Genomic DNA, 19,763 nt, shown 5'->3' on the forward strand with positions numbered 1-19,763 from the left:
CTTCTGCATTAAATTTTTAAATCTTATCCCGGAAGCGGTTTGTAATACCTTGGAACTTACCTGATCCCTTCAATAAGTCTTCAATTTTCACAAAACTTAAATATTTAAATATAAATAATGTGAGAAATATTTTGAAAAGTACGAAAAAGGATTATTTTTGCATTACTAATAAACTGAGTTGAAGAAAATTGTTATTTTTTCATTATTTCTGTCAGGAATTGTTTCTTATGCACAAACAGGAACAAACGTTTATCCATTCTTAAATATTCCTGTTTCAGCGAGACAGGCTGCTTTGGGAGGAGATGCAATTTCTGTGAGAGATCGTGATGTTTCCTTTGCTATTGCAAACCCCTCATTACTGAATAAAGATTCCGACAACCAACTGTCTGTAAACGCAACGGCTTACCTTGCAGATTCCAAATACGGAACAATAGCTTATGCAAAAGACTTTGATAACGGCCACATGGCGACCATCAATGCGAGATATATGAGCTATGGGGATATTCCACGAACAGACGACAGCGGTTTCGAGAACGGAACTTTCAATGCTTCGGATGTTGCCATCGGAGCAGGATATGCCTATCAGTTTGAAGAAGACTGGACGATTGGAGGTGGATTGAATTTCATTACTTCTAAAATTGACACCTATACTTCTTCTGCCATTTCAGGAAATGCAGGAATTACCTACCACAACAAAAAAAATAAGGAAACAGCATCTGTTGTTTTCAGAAATTTCGGTTATCAGTTCAATTCTTTCAACGGAACAAGGGAAAACCTGCCATTCCGTGTAGATTTGGGATATACAAGAATTTTAAAAGTAATTCCTTTGGCGGTTACCATTACGGCGCATGATTTACAGGAATTTAATATTTCTTCCCAGTATAACGTTAACGGACAGGAAGTAAATACAGGCAGAAAAATCGCCGATCACTTCTCTATCGGGGCAGAATTGTTTCCGGAAAAAGGATTCAACATCAGACTAGGATATAATGTAAAGAGAGGGAATGAACTAGCCGTTGCAGATCAGAGAAATTTCTCAGGACTTTCGGCAGGATTCGGGATTAAAATTGCCAGATTCCGTGTAGATTACGCACATGTAAGGTATCATAATTCTGCGAATGTCAACCAGATAGGAGTTTCTATCGATCTTACAAGTCACGCAGGATACTAATTGTTAATCATTTTCAAAACAAAATAAATATCAGAAACCTCAAGAAAAACTCTGAGGTTTCTTGATTTTTAAGAAAAAATCTTGAAATTTGCAGAATGAAAAAACCTGTAATAGCTATCGACGGCTACTCATCTACCGGAAAAAGTTCAATTTCTAAAGTCATTGCTGCAAAGCTGGGACTTATTCATCTCGATACAGGTGCGCTTTACAGAGGAGTAACATGGTTTGCTCTTCAGAATTGTTTAAATGACAGCGGAACCATTGATCTTGAGAAATTATTCTCTTCTCTGGATCAGGTGGAACTAGAATTTAAAAATATTGATGGAGAACTGGTTCTTTTCCTTAATCATATTGATATTTCAAAAGCGATACGGACTACCGAAGTTTCGGAGAATGTAAGTTTCGTTGCCAAACAGAAAGAAGTGAGAGATTTTCTCCTGCAGTCTCAGCGCAATCTGGCAGAAAAAGGAGGCATTATTATGGACGGACGTGACATCGGGACAGTAGTTCTGCCAAATGCAGACTATAAATTTTTTCTTACCGCAAGTATTGATGAAAGAACCAGAAGGCGTTATCTGGAACTGCTTTCTTTAGGAATCGAGGCGAATGAACAACAGGTGAAAGAAAATCTTATAGAACGCGACAGAATAGACAGCGAGCGGGAAATTGCCCCACTAAAGCAGGCAGAAGATGCTATTATTATTGACAATACAACGATTTCTAAGAAAGAAACCATTGATGAGATTTTATCTCACATCAGAAAGATTTAACATTTTTTAATAGAAGTCTTTCTCCTTTGGTATGTTAATTGTACATTTCAATATAAGTAAAAAGCTAATATTATTAACTATTAAAAAAAACGAAAATGTCTAAAAAAAACAATACAGCGGGTATTTTGGCAGGACTTCTTGCAGGTGCTGCGGCGGGTGTTATCTTAGGAATGCTTTATGCTCCGGAAGAAGGTAAAGAAACCAGAAAGAAGATTAAAACTAAAGCAGAAGATCTTAAAGATCAGGCTAAAAATAAATACGGTGAAGTTTCCGAAAAAGTAAAAGACCAGTACAGCAATATTTCTTCTACTTTTAAAGAAACAGCAAACAGCGTTGCCAATACTGTGAAAGACGGATATGATAAATACAAAGATCAGATCGTTTCTAAAACTGCAGACGTAGTAAAAAATGTAGAATCTGAACTGAATGATCTAAAACAATAATATAGTTTATTTTTTAGGTAAATTATGAGAAGGAACTTTATAAACGAAAGTTCCTTTTTTTGTAACTTTAAAGAAAAACAATGATTGAAACTATTAAAGAATACGCTTCCAAAAGGATCGATCTCCTGAAAATTGAAGCCACCGAAAAATCCTCTCTTTCGGCAGGAATGATCACTTATTTTGTGGTTTTACTGGTCGCTTTTGGTTTTTTCATCATTCTGTTCAACTTCGGAATTGCCTTTCTTATCGGTAAAGCATTGGGCGATCAGTCTTACGGATTCCTTATTGTTGCCGCTTTTTATCTTTTAACCATGATCCTTATTGTGATGTTTAAAAAGAAAATCGTAAATTATGTGGCAGATCAGGTAATTAAATTTTTAAATCATTAAACTATGAGCAGAAAGTATGAAAGCTTAGAGGAACTGAGAAGAAAGAAAAAGCTGCTGAAGCAGGAAATAGACGGTCTGGAAGATCTCTTAACCTTCAAAAATACAAAGGAAAGTCTGAGTGCTTTTACCAATGGTTTAACAGATCAGTATCTGCAGGAAAAAGTAGATGAGGATGGTGACGAAAAAGTAGTTCTTAGAAAAGATGTTATCGCCAAACAGATTACTTCGGAAATTAAAGGAGCCTTAATCAATAAAAATACAGCAATGGGAATTGCAAATTCCGCATTTAAAGGAGATGCTGCTGATATTATGATTAATCTTGCGGTAACCACACTTGTCGGAAATTATGCCAGAAAAAACTTTAAAAGTTCAAACTGGAAAAAGAAATTAATCGGCGCAGCCATGATTTATCTTGCTCCCGCCGCTTTAAGATTTGTACGAAAGAAACTTGAAACCTATCAGAAAAATAAAAGTGTTTCCAGCATGGAACAGCTTATCTAAAGTTTGCGGGTTTTAGAGTTTTAGAGTCAGAGATTTTTAAAGGGTTATAAAAAACTCAAACACTCCCACTCTAAAACTCTATTACTCAAACTTACTCTCCCATTCTAAAAAGCTGCCCCAGAATAATACCTGCAGCCATTGAAACATTAAGACTTTCTGTAGACTGCGATTTTCCGAATCTCGGGATCATGACACTTTTATGAAGCAGTTTTTCCGTTTCCGGACGCATTCCGTTGCCTTCATTTCCTAAAATTAAATTCATTTTTTCAGGTCTTTCGAAAGCATAGATATTTTCACCGTCCATATCGGTTCCGATATTGATATTTCCTGTTTCGGATAAATATTCAGGCAGGTTAGTATAAACTATATTTACTCTGGTAAAAGAACCCATACTTGCCATAATAACTTTAGGATTGTAAAAATCTACGGTATCTTCACTGCAGATAATCTGCTCGATACCGAACCAGTCTGCAAGACGGATAATCGTTCCCATATTTCCGGGATCTTGAATTCCATCCAAAACTAACTGGAGATTTTTGTCCTCCGTTTTTTGTTCCGGATTAAGATAACAGACCGCCACAGAATCTTTTGGATTCTGCAGAAAACTGATTTTTTTCAACTCATTTTCAGAGATATGAGTTACCGGAGCTTCCATACGGTCTAATTTTTGCGGATCCGTAGAAAATATTTCTTTAATTTTAAATCTGGAATCAGGAAGTTCACGGATGATTTTATTACCTTCAACCAAAAACAAATTGTATTTTTGCCTGAACTTCTTTTTATCTAAAGACTGTAAAATTTTTATTGTATGAGCTGTAAGCATTATAAGAATTCTCCTCAAAAGTATTATAAAATTATATCATTTGCAACATTTGTAGGTCTCCTTTATGCTTGTAGTACCACCAAAAAAGTTCCGAATGGTGAATATCTGCTGGTAAAGAATAATTTTCAGTTTGAAGATAAAAAAGAATCTTTCGATGGTGAGCTTAAAGATTATGTTCAGCAGAAGCCTAATAAAAGGCAGCTTCTTTTCATGCCATTAAGCCTGTGGCTTTACAATGCCGCCAATCCCAAATACGACACGCTTCTTAACGAGTACATGACGTATCCTAATGAATTGAGAAATCAAAAACTCAGAGATTCTCTTTTCATCAAATACAATATGAAAAACAGCGTCGGCAAAAGTCTTTTCTTCGACAGACTTTATCACAACTGGGGTTCTGCTCCTGTAATTCTCGACCAGACAAAAACTTCAAAGAGTGCCGAGTCTATTAAAAAAAGAATGACGTACCGGGGTTATTGGGATGCAGATGTAAAATTTAAACATGAGCTTGATTCTTCAGCCAAAAAAGCTGCGGTTAATTATTTTATCACGCATAATCAGCCAACTTATATTAAGGATTATTATTACAATATATCCGATCCTAATATTAAAAGTATCTATCAGCAGAAAATCCGTGAAACTCTTGTAAAAAAAGGTCAGATTCTGGATCAGACGATTTTAGAGAAGGAAGTAAGCAGGATTAATGATGTAATGCGGGAATACGGATATTACCGTTTTAACAGTCTTGGCGATGAGGTAGGTTTTGTGGCAGATTCTCTTAAAAGTACAAAGCAGGTTCCGCTGGTTTTGGAAATCCGAAAAGATTCTCTGGACAGTCCATACAAACAGGCAACCATCGGAAATATTGATGTTGCTATTGTAGATGAAGCAAAAGATTTCCCGAATAATACAAGAAAAGACAGCTTAAGAGGAATCCGTTTTCATAAAACAGATAACAGCTACGATTCCCGTTCTATCTGGAGAGCTATTATCATAGGAAATAAGCAGGTTTACGACCAGAAAAAATTGGATCTTACCAAAAGAAATATTCTGGCGATGAATAATTTCAGTATTCTGAAAGCCAGAGATTCATTAAGAAGAGGTGGTACTTCCAGCCCTAATGACAGTATTGTAGATGTAACCTACATCTTAAAACCGCTTCCGAAATATGATCTGAAAGTGGGAACAGATTTAAATTACTCTGAAGTATTGAATTTTGGAATTTCTCCTTCTGTTGACCTTACGACAAGAAATGTTTTTGGCGGAGCGGAAAACCTTACCACAAGTCTTTCCGGAACTTTCGGACGTATTGTAAACCCGAAAAATATAGACAACAGAATCTGGGCATACGAAATCTCAGCACAGGCTTCGTTAAATTTCCCGAGATTATTGCTGCCCTTCAATTATTATAAACTGATACCCAAAAGATACAGCCCAACTTCTTCCATTACTCTGGGAGTTTCAGATCAGAGCAATATTGGTTTGGGAAGACTTAACTTTAATACCGGTCTTAATTATCTGGCAACGGTAAATGATAAAGTAACACACAGACTTACGCTGTTTAATACACAGCTGAGTTTAACGAAAAATAAAGACGCTTATTATGATTATTTTGTAAATGACAATGCCATCCGCGAAGAGTTCTTTGCCGATTATTTTGCTTACAAACCTTCTGTAGCAAACGATTTTAAAGCAGGACTGCTTACCATTGATCAGGTTTCCCAGAAAATCATAGCAGATACAGATTACCTTAATGGACTGGATCAGCAGGGAGTTGACCGATTCGTAGCGTTTGTGGGAACTTTGGTAAATAAAGACCGACAGACTCAGGATGTATTAATTTCTTCTTTCATCTATAATTTTATTTATAACGAGATAGGAAAAAAAGATTATCCAAATGCTTTTTATTTTAACGGAAAAATAGAATTAGCGGGAAACATCTTTAGTATTTTTAATCAGAAAAGAAGTGACGGAGGTGTTGTTACCAGTCCGGAAAGAACCATTTTCAATATTCCGTATGCTCAGTTTGTTAAATTTGATTTTGATTTCAGAAAGTATTTTAAATTCGGAAACAATACTTTAGCACTTCGTCAGTTTGTCGGAATTGGAATTCCTTATGGAAACTCTTCAAATATGCCTGTTATCCGTTCTTATTTCAACGGTGGTCCGAATGACATCAGAGCTTGGGTTCCTTTCGGAGGATTGGGTCCTGCCGATTCGCAGGTGGATGAAAGAGTGCGTACTTATATGACTGATAATTTAAAACTGACCACAAATATCGAATTCAGGATGCCTTTTAATGATATGTATGAAGGTGCTATTTTCACAGACATCGGTAACATCTGGAGTCTTAAAAATTATAACAACGGATACGGAGATGAGTTTAAATTTAACAAATTCATCAGACAGGTAGGTGTAGGAAGCGGTTTTGGTTTAAGAGTAAATATTGCTTACATAAAACTCAGACTGGATCTCGCTTATAAAATATATGAACCGAACAAGCCTGAAGGCGACCGATGGAGACTAAAACATCTGCAGCCGTTTAAACCAACTTTAAATATCGCTTTCGGATATCCATTCTAAAACGTATAACAGGTAGTATCTCTAAATGATATTGCCTGTTTTTTTTTATTTAATCCGGCGAAATTCCTAAAGCAAAATATACCACTGCAACCGTTCTCGCAAGAATTTCTCTGAACTGATTTCTGTAATAACTTTCAGGTTTGGTAACGTCCTGTGCATCAAAACCCAGTGCGTTCATATTGTTATTTCTGGCAAATAACAGAGCCCGGAGATTATGAAATCCCTGAGAAACAATAATTACATTGTCTTTTTTGTAAACATCTTTACAGCGGAGAATACTTTGATAGGTGTTAAAACCTTTCGGATCTTCCATAATAATTTCCTCCGGAACACCTTCCTGATAAATAAGATATTTTTTCATTGCTGCAGGTTCGTCATATCCTTTACTCTTCTCACCACTTACAAGAATTCTGCGGATTTTACCGTGATGATAAAGCAGTGCAGCCGCATCCATTCTCTTTGTAAAATAAGGATTGGATAAACCCGATCTCATTTTAGGAGAAGTTCCCAGTACTAAAGCAACTTCCCTTGGAGGAATTTTTGAAATTTTAGTGTAGGTTCTTCCGTCAGTAAGGGCAAAAACCCATGCATTGGCAAGACATATCAACAGAATTCCAATTTCTATTGATATGAATATCAGGTTAAATATGTTTTTTATTATTCTCAAGTAAGATCAAAGTTAAGCTTTATTTTCTTGCTTTTTGCAATCGACATACAAGCTAAGATATGTCCTCTCTCCTCTTCATTTTCCGTTAAATATTCATTTTCAAGCAATTCCACTTCTCCTTCTTCTAAAATACACTCACAACTTCCGCAAATTCCCGATTTACAGGAATACGGAACCTGAAATTTCTGTATAAGAAGCTGCTGCAGAATTCTTTCTTCATTAGTGGGAAGTATGGCAGAATATTCATTTCCGAGCATTTTAAATTCCAGTTCCACATTTTCTATTAACGGAAATTCTTTTTCTACAGGATAAATATCGTCATTAAATTCTTCAAAAAGTTCAAAATGAATATTTTTTTTCGGAATTCCGTGATGATAGCATGCGTTGGCAAGTGTTTTAATCATCTCTCCCTTTCCGCAGATCAGCACTTCATCTACAGCATCCCAAATGGTAGATTCTTCATCCGTATCATCCAGATGAAGGATCTGGTTGATGATGAGACTTAATTTTTTATCATCCAGCCTTCCATGAAAAAAACTGTTGGCGGTTTTCTCTCGGGAGAAAAAATAAAAAATCTGCAACCGTTCTCCGTGCATTTTAGCGAGGCGATCCAGTTCATTTCTGTAAATGAGATCTTCAGAGCTTTTATTTCCAAAAAATAAAAACAACCTGGTTCTCGGTTCGTTATGCAGGATATTTTTAAAATGACTTAAAATTGGGGTAATTCCTATTCCTGCCGCAAATCCTACAATGGTTCTGAATTCGCTGGGCTTTGAAATAAGTGTAAATCTTCCACCCGGTTCACTTACCAATAATTCATCGCCTTCTTGATAATTTTGAAACAGTTGTGAAGCAGCTCCTTCCGGAGAATTCATCTTTATGCCCAAAGCAATTTTATGTTCGTACGGAGCGGAAGTCATCGAATAGTCATTAATAATTTCTTTACCGTGAGCCTGAAATCTGACACTGACAAACTGACCGGCATCAAACCTGAAATTTTCTTTCAGATTCTCCGGAATCCCGAATTCCAGAGAAAAAGTATTTTTGGTCAGTTCTTCCTTTTTCGCTATTTTTAACCAATGAAACTGTGTAAGTTTCCCTTTATAGATTTGTTGTTCCATAACTTCAACTCAAAAATAGATAAAAAATAATTTATGAAGAAGATAATTTTATCCACGCTTGTAGTTTTTTCATTAGCAAGCTGTAAAAAGGAAAACCAGAAAAATGAAGAAAATGTAGCAACAACAGATTCTACAGCAGTTTTACAGAAAGAAGAAACTCCAACAGCTCAATTCAAAGAAATTTCTCAACAAAATCTGGTTGAGAATTTATCTAAAAAGAATGACACTTTATATGTTACCAATTTCTTTGCAACCTGGTGCGGACCCTGCATGATGGAAATTCCTCATTTCAAGAAAAAAATAGAGGAATTAAAGGGTAAACCTGTAAAATTTACTTTTGTAGATATTCTTGATAAACCGGCATGGAAAGATAAAGTACCTGCTTTTGCCAAAGAAAATAATCTGGAAAATTATATTGTTTTAGTAGACGAATCTAAATTTGATGATACCTTTTTCGGTAATTTCAAAACGTGGAAAGGAAACGGAATTCCATTTACTCATTTCAGAAAAGGCGATAAAACAGAAGAAGTTGAAGGATCAATGTCTGAGGAAATGCTTAGCGAAAAAATCAATTCTTTATTAAAATAAACTTCAGACTTTATGTCAGACAAGTTTAAAATCCTGTGTTTGGTGCTATTGATTGCCATTATTTTGGCAACGGTTATTAATCTGAATACAGGATTTTTAAGTTTACATTTTCAGGACTTTTGGGGAGAATCTTCCAACAGCCAGATTGCGGAAATTCGTGTCAATCGGGTTTTGGTAATGCTTTTGGCAGGAATTTCTGTCCCTACTTCAGGTTTTCTGATGCAGGAATATTTTCAGAATCCTCTTGCGGGACCCGATATTTTAGGAATTACTTCCATTGCAAGTTTGTCGGTGGCATTTTACATTTTTTTTTCGCACGATTTAATTATCCCTGAATTTCTTCAGAACAGTTTTTTAAGCTTTGCAGCCATTGGCGGAAGTCTTTTACTGATGGTGATTCTTCTTTCCATTTCCAAAAGATTTCAGGATAAATCTTATCTTATTATCTTTGGATTTCTGGTTTCGGCTTTTGCAGGAGCCATTGTTTCTCTTTTGCAGTTCTATGGAGAAGATCAGAGTCTGAAAAACTATATTTTATGGTCTTTCGGAGCCAATAATATGGTTTCAAGAAATCAGATTTATGTTTTATCGGTTTTAGTAATAATCGGCTTGTTTGTCTGTTTTAAAACCATAAAACCATTGATAGGAAATTCGTTGGGAACTTCATACGCACAAAGTCTGGGCGTTAATCTGAATCAGCTTAAACTGTTTATTATCGCTGCTTCTTCCCTTCTTTCGGCTTCAGTAACCGCTTTTTTAGGTCCCATTTTATTTATCGGAATTATTGTCCCCCATTTCAGCAGACTGATCTATAATCCGGCAAAGCTTTGGCAGCAATGGATTTTAAATATGATGCTGGGAATGCTGATGATGCTTTTTTTCTCCATCATCGCAGAAAAAACACAGATTCCTTTAAATGTTATAAGCTCCGTTTTCGGAATTCCTGTAATTTTGATGATGCTTTTGAAACAGAATAAAGTGTAAATAGTGAATAAAGTAAATAAGAAAATTGTCAATTTTTAAGGAGCAAATAACAATGCATTATAATTTTTATCTATAACAAATCTAAACTAACTTTGTAGAGATGCTTTGACTCCGTCGAACAGACCTATAAATAAAATATGAATATAAGAATAACACAAAAACAATTAATAATTGCGAACATAATCTTGTTTGCATTAAGTTATTTATTCTTGGAGTATTCGAAAATGTTTAGAATGAGTAAGGAAAAGCATTGGATATATTCATCCGGACACAGCTGGTGGATAACAATCGCAGTACCATTAACGTTTTTTGGATCGTTAATCTTAGGAGTTTATAGTTTATGGAAAACTAAAGAGCATAAATTTTTATATTTTATTTCCAGTTTAATTCCTCTTATCTTATTTATTATATTTATTTCTGTTTAAAAATGCACCTACAAATCAAAAAAGCAAACATTGGCTATCATAAAACCTTAATTTCAAATGCAACAGCTCATCTGAAATTAGGAGAAGTATGCCTTTTGATTGGTAACAACGGTGTAGGAAAGACAACCTTAATCAAATCTATTTTACATCAGATTCCTCTTTTAAGCGGAGAAATATCAATCCATAATAAAAATGTAAAAAATCTTTCTGTTAAAGAGATTGCAGAACAGATTGCGGTTGTCTTTTCAAGTTCGGTTATTCCGCCGAATTATACAGTGGAAGATCTAATTTCTCTCGGAAAATATATTTACTATCCTTTTTATTTTGAACTGAAAAAAGAAGACAGAGAAGAAGTTTCGCATATTATTGAGGAACTCGATCTTGTACAGTACAAAAATACTTTGCTTAAAAATCTGTCAGACGGAAATCTTCAGAAAGCATTTATCGGAAGAGCCATCACACAAAACGCGCCCATCATTATACTGGATGAACCGACTACACATCTGGATGAAAAAAACAAAATTATCATTCTCAAAACCCTTAGGAAATTAGCCAAGGAGCACAATAAACTAATTCTCTTTTCGTCTCACGACTGGCGGCTTGCCAAGGAATTTGCGGACAAAATCTGGTATGTAAAAGAAGGCAGTCTGTTTTCCGGAATTGTGGAAGATCTTTTACTTCAGCACGATGAATTAATCAATCCTTCGCTGTTTCAGATTAATGAAAATTTTGTTGCTCCGAAAATTATTGCCTCGGATGCGTATAAAGAAATGCTGTATTCTTTGCTGCAAAAAAACTTTCAAAAAGATCTTTCTTCTTTAAAATTTGAATTTCAGGATAACTTTTGGAACATTACTTGTCATTCAGAATCTTTTCAATGCGAATCCTTTGAAGAAATCATTAAATTATTGAAAACCATTCATTAATAGCCGTATTTTTTTGAATATATTATATACTATGCATGCATAGTATTATGCTTGTCATATAATTTAATTATCTGATTATCATTTATTTAACAAAATTTAACGTAAATAAATATTATGCATGCATAATATTTACTAAATTTGGATTATAACCATTCGGCAAAAATGATGGATAACAATAAAGAAAAAATAGAAAACGTAGATCTTATTTTAAAACAGACATGGTTAGCTGTTTCTAAAATGTATACCGAATTAGCTCAGGAGCACGATTCGACGGCGGTTCAGGCGCTTACTCTTTTAAAAATTGATCCTAAAGAAGGTACAAGAAGTACAAATCTGGGTCCGAAAATGGCAATTGAACCTACTTCCCTTACAAGAATTATTAAACTACTGGAAGATAACGGATATATCTATAAGGAAAAAACAACAACTGATAAAAGAGAAGTCATTATAAAGCTTACAGATAAAGGTCTGAACTCCAGAAATCTTTCTAAGGAAGTTGTGGTAAATTTCAACAAAAGGGTAATGGAAAAAATCTCTCCTGAAAAGCTGGACACTTTCAAAGAAGTGATGAGTGAAATCATGAAAATAGCAACCGACTTAAACAATAAAAAGTAAATTCTGATGAAGAATAATTTGTTTGAAAGTTGAAGCCTTCATGAAAAATAATGAATTAAACAGTACAAATAATAAATTAAAAAGTACAAATAATAAATTAAATAAACCGTCAGGTTACAACTGACCAATAATAAAATAAATATAATCAAATGAAAAGAAGAATCAAACACGTTACAGTTCTTGGTTCAGGAATTATGGGAAGCGGTATTGCAGCACACTTTGCCAATATTGGTGTAGAAGTTTCGTTGCTGGATATTGTTCCTTTTGAACTTTCTGAAGCAGAACAGAAAAAAGGTTTGACCAAAGATGACAAAGCGGTAAGAAACAGAATCGCTTCAGAAAACTTTGAAAAACTTAAGAAAGCAAGTCCGGCTCTACTCTACTCTCCGAAATTCGCAGACAGGATAAAGGTTGGAAACTTTGATGATGATTTGCCAAAAATAAAAAATACAGACTGGATTATTGAAGTTGTGGTTGAAAGACTGGATATCAAAAAATCGGTTTACGAAAAAATCGAGCAGTTCAGGAAACCGGGAACATTGATTTCTTCCAATACTTCCGGAATCCCTATTCACCTTTTAACAGAAGGAAGAAGCGAGGATTTCAAACATTACTTTGCAGGAACACACTTCTTTAATCCTGTAAGATATCTCCCTCTTTTAGAGATCATTCCTACAAACGATACCGCTCCTGAAGTTATTGACTTCTACATGAATTACGGAGCAAAATTCTTAGGAAAAACAACCGTTTTAGCAAAAGATACTCCTGCATTTATCGCCAACAGAATCGGCGTTTTCTCTATGATGGATCTGCTTCACAACGTTCAGAAATTAGGGCTAACCGTTTCCGAGGTTGATAAATTAACAGGTCCTGTGATTGGCCGTCCGAAATCTGCGACCTTCAGAACAGCGGATGTTGTAGGTCTTGATACATTGGTAATGGTAGCAAACGGTGTTCGCCAAAGCGGATCTGAAGCCAATGACTTCAACAATGTTTTTGCCCTTCCGGATTACATCCAGAAAATGGTTGATAATAAATGGTTAGGATCCAAAACAGATGGAGGTTTCTATAAAAAAGTTAAAAATGAAGAAGGAAAATCTGAAATTCATGGATTAAATCTTGATACGTTAGAATACGAACTTCAGGGCAAATCTTCTTTTGCGACTTTAGAATTAACTAAAAATATCGATAAACCGATTGACAGATTCAAAGTATTAATCGGTGGAAAAGATAAAGCGGGAGAATTGTACAGAAAATCTTTGGGAGCATTATTCGCCTACGTTTCTCATAAAGTTCCTGAAATTTCCGATGAGGTTTACAAAATCGACGATGCGATGAGAGCAGGTTTTGGTTGGGAAAACGGTCCTTTTGAAATCTGGGATGCTGTAGGCGTTCAAAAAGGTATTGAACTGGCTAAAGAAGCAGGTTACGAAGTTTCAGACTGGGTGAAAAACGTTGAGTCTTTCTATAAAGTAAATGATGAAGGTCAGAGTATTTATGTAGATAAAAACTCAGGTGCTTACGACGCCATTCCGGGACAGGATTCTTTCATTATTTTAGATAATATCAGAAAAAATAAAACGCTGTGGAGCAATTCCGGTTCTGCAATACAGGATTTAGGCGACGGAATTATCAACTTTGAAATCCGTTCCAAAATGAATTCTTTAGGAGGTGAAGTTCTGGATGGATTAAACAGAGCAATTGATTTAGCTGAAAAAGAATATGACGGATTGGTTGTAGGAAATCAGGGTACCAATTTCTCTGTTGGGGCTAATTTAGCTATGATTTTAATGATGGCTATCGAGCAGGATTGGGATGATCTGAATATGGCGATTGCTTACTTCCAGAAATCAATGATGAGAGTTCGTTACTCTTCTATTCCTGTTGTTGTTGCTCCTCACGGAATGACGCTTGGTGGAGGTTGCGAAATGACGCTGCACGCCGACAGAGTGGTTGCAGCAGCAGAAACATACATCGGATTGGTAGAAACCGGAGTGGGTGTAATTCCCGGCGGTGGAGGGACCAAAGAACTAACGTTAAGAACTTCGAGAGAATTCCACAGCGATGACGTTAAAAATAACAGACTTCGAGAAGCTTTTATGAATATTGCGATGGGTAAAGTAGCAACTTCAGCTTACGAAGCCTACGATATGGGAATTTTAGAACATGGAAAAGATATTGTTTCCGTAGATAAGAGAACCCAGATTAAAACTGCGAAAATGCTGGCTAAAAGTTTAGCAGAACATGGTTATACGCAGCCTATCGAACAAAAAGTGAAAGTTTTAGGTAAAGACGCTTTAGGAATGTTCTACGTAGGAACAGACCAGATGTTAACCGGAAATTATATTTCTGAGCATGACAAAAAAATTGCAGATAAGTTAGCCAACGTAATGGTGGGTGGAAATCTTTCTGAACCAACGGTTGTAACGGAGCAGTATCTATTGAATCTCGAAAGAGAAACATTTTTGCAGCTTTGCGGGGAAAGAAAAACACTGGAGAGAATTCAGTATATGTTACAGAATGGTAAACCGTTGAGAAATTAGATTTATCTGTAAAATGTAGAGAGTATTAACGTAAAAAGTATTTTAATATGCATGATTTTCGGCAACTTGAAGTTTGGAAAAAATCAATTCAACTTTGCAAAACATATTATTTTTTTTCAAAAGAATTTCCAAAAGACGAATTATTTGGTCTTATATCTCAATCCAGAAGATCGTTATATTCTATTCCTTCAAACATAGCTGAAGGTGCTGGAAGAGATACTAAAGCTCAGTTTTCACATTTTTTAAATATTGCTTTGGGTTCTTCTTTTGAATTTGAGACTCAAATCATAATCGCCAAAGAATGTGAATTTTTTCCGGAGGATAAATTTCAAAAGACTCTTACTGAAATACAGTATATCCAAAATATGATTATTAAACTGAAAAAAGTTTATTCAAGTTAAAACTTAAATACATTGTACATCATACAATAATACATTATACAATTTATGAAAACAGCATATATAGTAAAAGGGTTCAGAACTGCCGTTGGAAAAGCGCCAAAAGGAAGTTTAAGATTCACCAGACCCGATGTAATGGCGGCAACCGTAATTGAAAAATTAATGGCTGAACTTCCGCAATTAGACAAAAACAGAATCGATGACCTTATCGTAGGAAATGCGATGCCGGAAGCTGAACAGGGCTTGAATGTGGCACGTCTGATTTCTTTAATGGGTCTTAACACTGACAAAGTTCCCGGAGTTACCGTAAACAGATATTGCGCTTCCGGAAGTGAGGCGATTGCGATTGCTTCTGCAAAAATTCAGGCAGGAATGGCAGACTGCATTATTGCAGGAGGTACAGAATCCATGTCTTACATTCCGATGGGTGGTTACAAACCGGTTCCTGAAACTCAGATTGCCAAAACAAACCCTGATTATTATTGGGGAATGGGTTACACGGCGGAAGAAGTTGCCAAACAATATAAAATTACAAGAGAAGAACAGGATCAGTTTGCGTTTGAATCTCACATGAAAGCTTTAAAAGCAAATCAGGAAGGGAAATTTAAAAATCAGATCGTTCCGATTCCTGTTGAATATAATTTCTTAGACGAAAACCAGAAAATGCAGACTAAAAAGTTTGATTTCTCTGTTGATGAAGGTCCGAGAGCGGATACGTCACTTGAAGGTCTTGCGAAATTGAGACCAGTTTTTGCCAACGGAGGAAGTGTAACTGCCGGAAACTCATCTCAGATGAGCGATGGAGCGGCTTTTGTAATGGTCATGAGCGAAGAAATGGTAAAAGAATTAGGACTTGAACCTGAAGCAAGACTTGTTGCTTATGCAGCAGCAGGATTGGAACCAAGAATTATGGGAATGGGGCCAATTTATGCAATCCCGAAAGCTTTAAAACAGGCAGGTCTGGAATTAAAAGATATTGAGCTTATCGAACTGAACGAAGCATTTGCCTCACAATCGGTTGCAATCAAAAAAGAACTGGGTTTAAACCCGGATATTTTAAATGTAAACGGTGGAGCCATAGCTTTAGGTCACCCTCTTGGATGTACCGGAACAAAATTAACGGTTCAGCTTCTTGACGAAATGAGAAAACGCGGAAATAAATATGGTTTGGTTTCCATGTGCGTTGGAACAGGACAGGGAGCAGCGAGTATTTTTGAACTTCTTTAATTAATTATAGATTTTAAATTATAAATTTTAGATGAAATGAGTTTTAAGGAAGACAATTTGATTCAGATTAAGACATTTGAATTTGCATTGAAAATTATTAAATTTTATATCCAGTGCAAATCTCAGAATGAATTTATTCTATCAAAACAAATTCTTCGTTGCGGAACTTCAATTGGAGCCAATGTTGAAGAAGGAGTTGCAGCTCAATCTAAAAAAGACTTTATTTCCAAACTTTCAATTGCAAACAAAGAAGCACGGGAAACCAGATATTGGCTGAGACTTTATCAGTCTTCAAATTTAGTTCAAATCGAAATTGATTCCTATTTAAAAGAAATTGAAAGTATCATTAATATTTTAACAAGATCATTAAAACTTCATCTGAAAATTTATAACTGAAATCTAATTTAAAATTTATAATCTAAAATTTAAAATAAACAATAATGAGCAATATAGTAAAAGGTGGAGAATTCTTAATTAAAGAAATTCCTGCAAACGAAATTTTCAGTCTTGAAGAACTGAATGAAGAACAAAAAATGCTTCGCGATTCTGCGAAAGAATTTATAGACAGAGAAGTAGTTCCGCAAAAAGAACGTTTCGAGAAAAAAGATTATGCATTTACCGAAGAAGTAATGCGTAAGCTTGGAGAAATGGGATTATTGGGAATTGCCGTTCCTGAAAATTACGGAGGTCTTGGAATGGGATTCGTAACAACCATGCTTGCCTGCGATTACATTTCAGGAGTTACAGGTTCATTGGCAACAGCTTATGGAGCGCATACAGGAATCGGTACCCTTCCCATCGTTCTTTACGGAACAGAAGCTCAGAAACAAAAATATCTTCCGGATTTAGCAGCGGGAACAAAATTCGGTGCTTATTGTTTGACTGAACCGGATGCAGGTTCTGATGCCAATTCAGGGAAAACAAGAGCAAAATTGTCTGAAGACGGAAAACATTACATCATCAACGGACAGAAAATGTGGATTTCCAATGCAGGATTCGCCGATACTTTTACTTTGTTTGCCAAAATTGATGATGATAAAAACATCACAGGTTTCGTGATCAACCGTTCAGAACTGGAAAATCCTGAAAGCCTTACTTTTGGTGAAGAAGAACACAAATTGGGTATTCGTGCCTCTTCTACGCGTCAGGTTTTCTTTAATGATATGAAAATTCCTGTTGAAAACCTTTTAGGAGAAAGAAACAACGGATTTAAAATCGCTTTAAATGCGCTGAATGTCGGCCGTATCAAACTAGCGGCAGCTTGTCTTGATGCACAAAGAAGAATTTTAAATCATTCTATTCAATATTCCAATGAAAGAAAACAGTTCGGGGTTTCTATTTCAACTTTCGGGGCGATCAGAAAGAAAATTGCTGAAATGGCAACCGGAGTTTTCGTGAGTGAAGCAGGATCTTACAGAGCTGCAAAAAATATTCAGGATAAAATTGATGAACTGGTTGCTGGAGGAATGGATCATCAGGCTGCTGAACTGAAAGGAGTTGAGGAATTCGCGGTTGAATGTTCAATTCTTAAAGTTTTCGTTTCAGATCTTGCGCAGCATACTGCCGATGAAGGAATTCAGGTATACGGAGGAATGGGATTCTCTGAAGATACTCCGATGGAAGCAGCATGGAGAGATTCAAGAATTTCAAGAATTTATGAAGGTACCAACGAAATCAACAGATTATTAGCGGTTGGAATGCTCATCAAGAAAGCGATGAAAGGAGAATTAGACTTATTATCTCCGGCAATGGCAATCAGCAAAGAACTGATGGGAATTCCTTCATTCGAAGTTCCGGATTATTCAGCTTTCATGAGCGAAGAAAAAGCAATTATTGCGAATCTTAAAAAAGTATTCTTAATGGTTTCCGGAGCTGCACTTCAGAAATACATGATGGATATAGAGAAACAGCAGCATTTATTGTTAAACGCTTCCGAAATTCTTAATCAGATCTATATGGCAGAATCTGCAGTTTTAAGAGCAGAAAAACACTTCTCTCCTGATTCTGTGGAAGCTGCAATGGCTCAGCTAAACCTTTACAAAGCAGTTGAAAAAATCATCGTGGCAGCAAAAGAAGGAATTGTTTCTTTTGCAGAAGGTGACGAGCAGAGAATGATGCTTTCAGGATTAAGAAGATTCACGAAGTATACCAACCATCCTAATGTGGTTGCACTAACGGAAAAAGTAGCCGCTCATTTTATTGAAAAAGGAAACTATTAAAAATAGTTTGATGCAATAGAAAATCCCGAAAATAATTTCGGGATTTTTTTTATTAAAAATATTATGGAAGTAATAAAAAATAATATTCAATTGTCTTTTCAATATTATTTTTAACCATTTTAAAATTCAATTATTTTTTATACTTTTAACAAAAATACAAAAAAATGAAAATAACATTATTAGCAATTCTATTGTTTTCAGCATCACTTACGGCTCAACAAAAGATTAGAAAACAATTAATTCCAAGAACAGATTCTGCCGGAATTTATAAAATTGATTCTAAAGAGATCCAGCCCCCGCAAAAAGCAGATAAAAAAAATCTGTATAAAATGCCTTCTGCAAAACCTAAAGAAGGTACAGAATATTCCAGCCTAAAAGATCAAAGACAGGATAAAAATGATTACAGAATGCTGAATTCTATCTCTCCGGAAATTCCGGAAAAAGAAGAGATCACAAAACAGGCTCCGTCATCATCAAAATAAACAAATCTTAAAATTATACACATGGGAAAATTTATTATTTCTACAAGAAAAAACGGTGAATTTCAATTTAATTTAAAAGCCGCAAACGGACAGGTTATCCTTTCCAGCGAAGGCTACAGTTCTAAAGCTGGTTGCCAGAATGGTATTGAGTCGGTAAGAAAAAACGCTCAGGACGATTCTAAATTTGAAAGGCTTACCGCAAAAGACGGACGTTCTTATTTTAATCTTAAAGCAACAAACGGGCAGATTATCGGAAGCAGCCAGATGTATGAATCTGATAACGGCATGGAAAAAGGCATCGAATCCGTAAAAAACAATGCGCCAAACGCATCTGTGGAAGAAGAGCTTGATTAAAAAAGATATCATAAAATAATTTTTGTAAAATGTCTCAGAATGTTGAGGCATTTTTTATTTTTGTACTCTACTTTACATAAGATGACAAAAGAAGAAATGCTCCACAGAGCAATAAAAATAGCCGATAAGGCACATAAAGGACAAACCGATAAATATCATGCACCTTATATTGCACACGTAATGCGGGTAATGGAATACGGAAAAACACTGGACGAAAAAATTGTAGGGGTTTTGCACGATGTGGTGGAGGATCATCCTCAGGAATTCAGCCTTGATTATCTGAGAGATCAGGGATTTCCCGAATATATTATTTTTGCGATAAGCTGTCTCACCAAATTCGATCCCAATGAAGAATATGATGATTTTGTACGAAGAACAGAACGTTCTCCTCTTGCGGTTGCCGTAAAACTGAATGATCTGCGTGATAATATGGATCTTAGAAGGGTAAACAGAGAACTTACTTCCAAAGACATTAAGAGATTTAATAAATACCTGAAAGCCTATCATTATCTGATCGAGAAATACTAGAAAATT

21 protein-coding genes are annotated in these 19,763 nt (G+C 35.6%); 18 read left to right on the plus strand and 3 right to left on the minus strand.

The genetic code is table 11. The features are described 5' to 3' along the window. Positions 1-178 precede the first annotated feature (178 nt). From porQ to WFH39_RS04800, 5 genes are all read left to right on the plus strand, one after another. Positions 179-1,171, plus strand: coding sequence for a type IX secretion system protein PorQ (gene porQ / locus WFH39_RS04780; protein ID WP_336689006.1), 993 nt, complete (start codon positions 179-181; stop codon positions 1,169-1,171). A gap of 95 nt (positions 1,172-1,266) precedes the next feature. Next, positions 1,267-1,941, plus strand: a complete 675-nt coding sequence (gene cmk, locus WFH39_RS04785; RefSeq protein WP_336689007.1) for a (d)CMP kinase — start codon at positions 1,267-1,269, stop codon at positions 1,939-1,941. Between the two features lie 95 nt (positions 1,942-2,036). Further along, complete coding sequence (locus WFH39_RS04790; protein WP_214589697.1) at positions 2,037-2,384, plus strand: YtxH domain-containing protein; 348 nt, start codon at positions 2,037-2,039, stop codon at positions 2,382-2,384. Between the two features lie 80 nt (positions 2,385-2,464). Beyond that, positions 2,465-2,773: a phage holin family protein gene (locus tag WFH39_RS04795; protein ID WP_214589696.1), complete on the plus strand. Its 309-nt coding sequence runs from the start codon at positions 2,465-2,467 to the stop codon at positions 2,771-2,773. A 3-nt stretch (positions 2,774-2,776) separates the two neighbouring features. Continuing rightward, a complete protein-coding gene (locus WFH39_RS04800) occupies positions 2,777-3,274 on the plus strand; it encodes a phosphoribosyl-ATP pyrophosphatase (protein ID WP_336689008.1) in 498 nt (165 codons plus the stop codon). A 91-nt stretch (positions 3,275-3,365) separates the two neighbouring features. On the opposite strand, the gene WFH39_RS04805 is transcribed toward WFH39_RS04800, so the two are convergent. Further along, the gene (locus WFH39_RS04805; protein ID WP_336689009.1) at positions 3,366-4,097 is read right to left on the minus strand and encodes a TrmH family RNA methyltransferase; all 732 of its coding nucleotides are present in this window, start codon (positions 4,095-4,097) and stop codon (positions 3,366-3,368) included. Here WFH39_RS04805 and tamL point away from each other — a divergent pair. After that, positions 4,083-6,680, plus strand: a complete 2,598-nt coding sequence (gene tamL, locus WFH39_RS04810) for a translocation and assembly module lipoprotein TamL (protein WP_336689010.1) — start codon at positions 4,083-4,085, stop codon at positions 6,678-6,680. The genes WFH39_RS04805 and tamL overlap by 15 nt on opposite strands. Positions 6,681-6,729: 49 nt before the next feature. Here the strand turns inward: tamL and WFH39_RS04815 are convergent, their stop codons facing one another. Both WFH39_RS04815 and WFH39_RS04820 read right to left on the minus strand, forming a co-directional pair. After that, entirely contained in the window at positions 6,730-7,347 is a 618-nt protein-coding gene (locus WFH39_RS04815) for a SanA/YdcF family protein (protein WP_214589692.1), read from the minus strand. Continuing rightward, positions 7,344-8,468: a ferredoxin--NADP reductase gene (locus WFH39_RS04820; protein ID WP_336689011.1), complete on the minus strand. Its 1,125-nt coding sequence runs from the start codon at positions 8,466-8,468 to the stop codon at positions 7,344-7,346. Before WFH39_RS04820 ends, WFH39_RS04815 begins: the two co-directional genes overlap by 4 nt. Positions 8,469-8,501: 33 nt before the next feature. Between WFH39_RS04820 and WFH39_RS04825 the strand changes: the two genes are divergently transcribed. From WFH39_RS04825 to WFH39_RS04880, 12 genes are all read left to right on the plus strand, one after another. Further along, a complete protein-coding gene (locus WFH39_RS04825; protein ID WP_214589690.1) occupies positions 8,502-9,056 on the plus strand; it encodes a TlpA family protein disulfide reductase in 555 nt (184 codons plus the stop codon). Between the two features lie 12 nt (positions 9,057-9,068). Next, positions 9,069-10,040, plus strand: coding sequence for an iron ABC transporter permease (locus WFH39_RS04830; protein ID WP_336689012.1), 972 nt, complete (start codon positions 9,069-9,071; stop codon positions 10,038-10,040). Between the two features lie 427 nt (positions 10,041-10,467). Beyond that, positions 10,468-11,391, plus strand: coding sequence for an ABC transporter ATP-binding protein (locus tag WFH39_RS04835; RefSeq protein ID WP_336689013.1), 924 nt, complete (start codon positions 10,468-10,470; stop codon positions 11,389-11,391). 165 nt (positions 11,392-11,556) lie between these two features. Then, positions 11,557-12,006 carry a MarR family winged helix-turn-helix transcriptional regulator gene (locus WFH39_RS04840; RefSeq protein WP_076390553.1) on the plus strand — a complete coding sequence of 150 codons (450 nt, stop codon included), beginning with the start codon at positions 11,557-11,559 and terminating at the stop codon, positions 12,004-12,006. A 149-nt stretch (positions 12,007-12,155) separates the two neighbouring features. Then, on the plus strand, positions 12,156-14,549 hold the full coding sequence (locus WFH39_RS04845) for a 3-hydroxyacyl-CoA dehydrogenase/enoyl-CoA hydratase family protein (protein ID WP_336689014.1): 2,394 nt from the start codon (positions 12,156-12,158) through the stop codon (positions 14,547-14,549). A gap of 47 nt (positions 14,550-14,596) precedes the next feature. Further along, entirely contained in the window at positions 14,597-14,950 is a 354-nt protein-coding gene (locus tag WFH39_RS04850) for a four helix bundle protein (RefSeq protein ID WP_302712940.1), read from the plus strand. Between the two features lie 45 nt (positions 14,951-14,995). Further along, the gene (locus WFH39_RS04855) at positions 14,996-16,174 is read left to right on the plus strand and encodes a thiolase family protein (protein WP_076390314.1); all 1,179 of its coding nucleotides are present in this window, start codon (positions 14,996-14,998) and stop codon (positions 16,172-16,174) included. A gap of 36 nt (positions 16,175-16,210) precedes the next feature. Next, on the plus strand, positions 16,211-16,570 hold the full coding sequence (locus tag WFH39_RS04860) for a four helix bundle protein (RefSeq protein ID WP_336689015.1): 360 nt from the start codon (positions 16,211-16,213) through the stop codon (positions 16,568-16,570). A gap of 44 nt (positions 16,571-16,614) precedes the next feature. Beyond that, positions 16,615-18,393: an acyl-CoA dehydrogenase family protein gene (locus WFH39_RS04865; RefSeq protein ID WP_336689016.1), complete on the plus strand. Its 1,779-nt coding sequence runs from the start codon at positions 16,615-16,617 to the stop codon at positions 18,391-18,393. A gap of 164 nt (positions 18,394-18,557) precedes the next feature. Then, positions 18,558-18,875, plus strand: a complete 318-nt coding sequence (locus WFH39_RS04870) for a hypothetical protein (protein ID WP_336689017.1) — start codon at positions 18,558-18,560, stop codon at positions 18,873-18,875. 21 nt (positions 18,876-18,896) lie between these two features. Next, a complete protein-coding gene (locus WFH39_RS04875; protein ID WP_214589681.1) occupies positions 18,897-19,229 on the plus strand; it encodes a YegP family protein in 333 nt (110 codons plus the stop codon). Between the two features lie 81 nt (positions 19,230-19,310). Further along, positions 19,311-19,757: a phosphohydrolase gene (locus WFH39_RS04880; RefSeq protein WP_235130864.1), complete on the plus strand. Its 447-nt coding sequence runs from the start codon at positions 19,311-19,313 to the stop codon at positions 19,755-19,757. The last annotated feature ends 6 nt before the right edge of the window (positions 19,758-19,763 follow it).

This window comes from Chryseobacterium sp. MMO-72, from assembly GCF_037146035.1.
GTDB lineage: Bacteria > Bacteroidota > Bacteroidia > Flavobacteriales > Weeksellaceae > Chryseobacterium > Chryseobacterium indicum.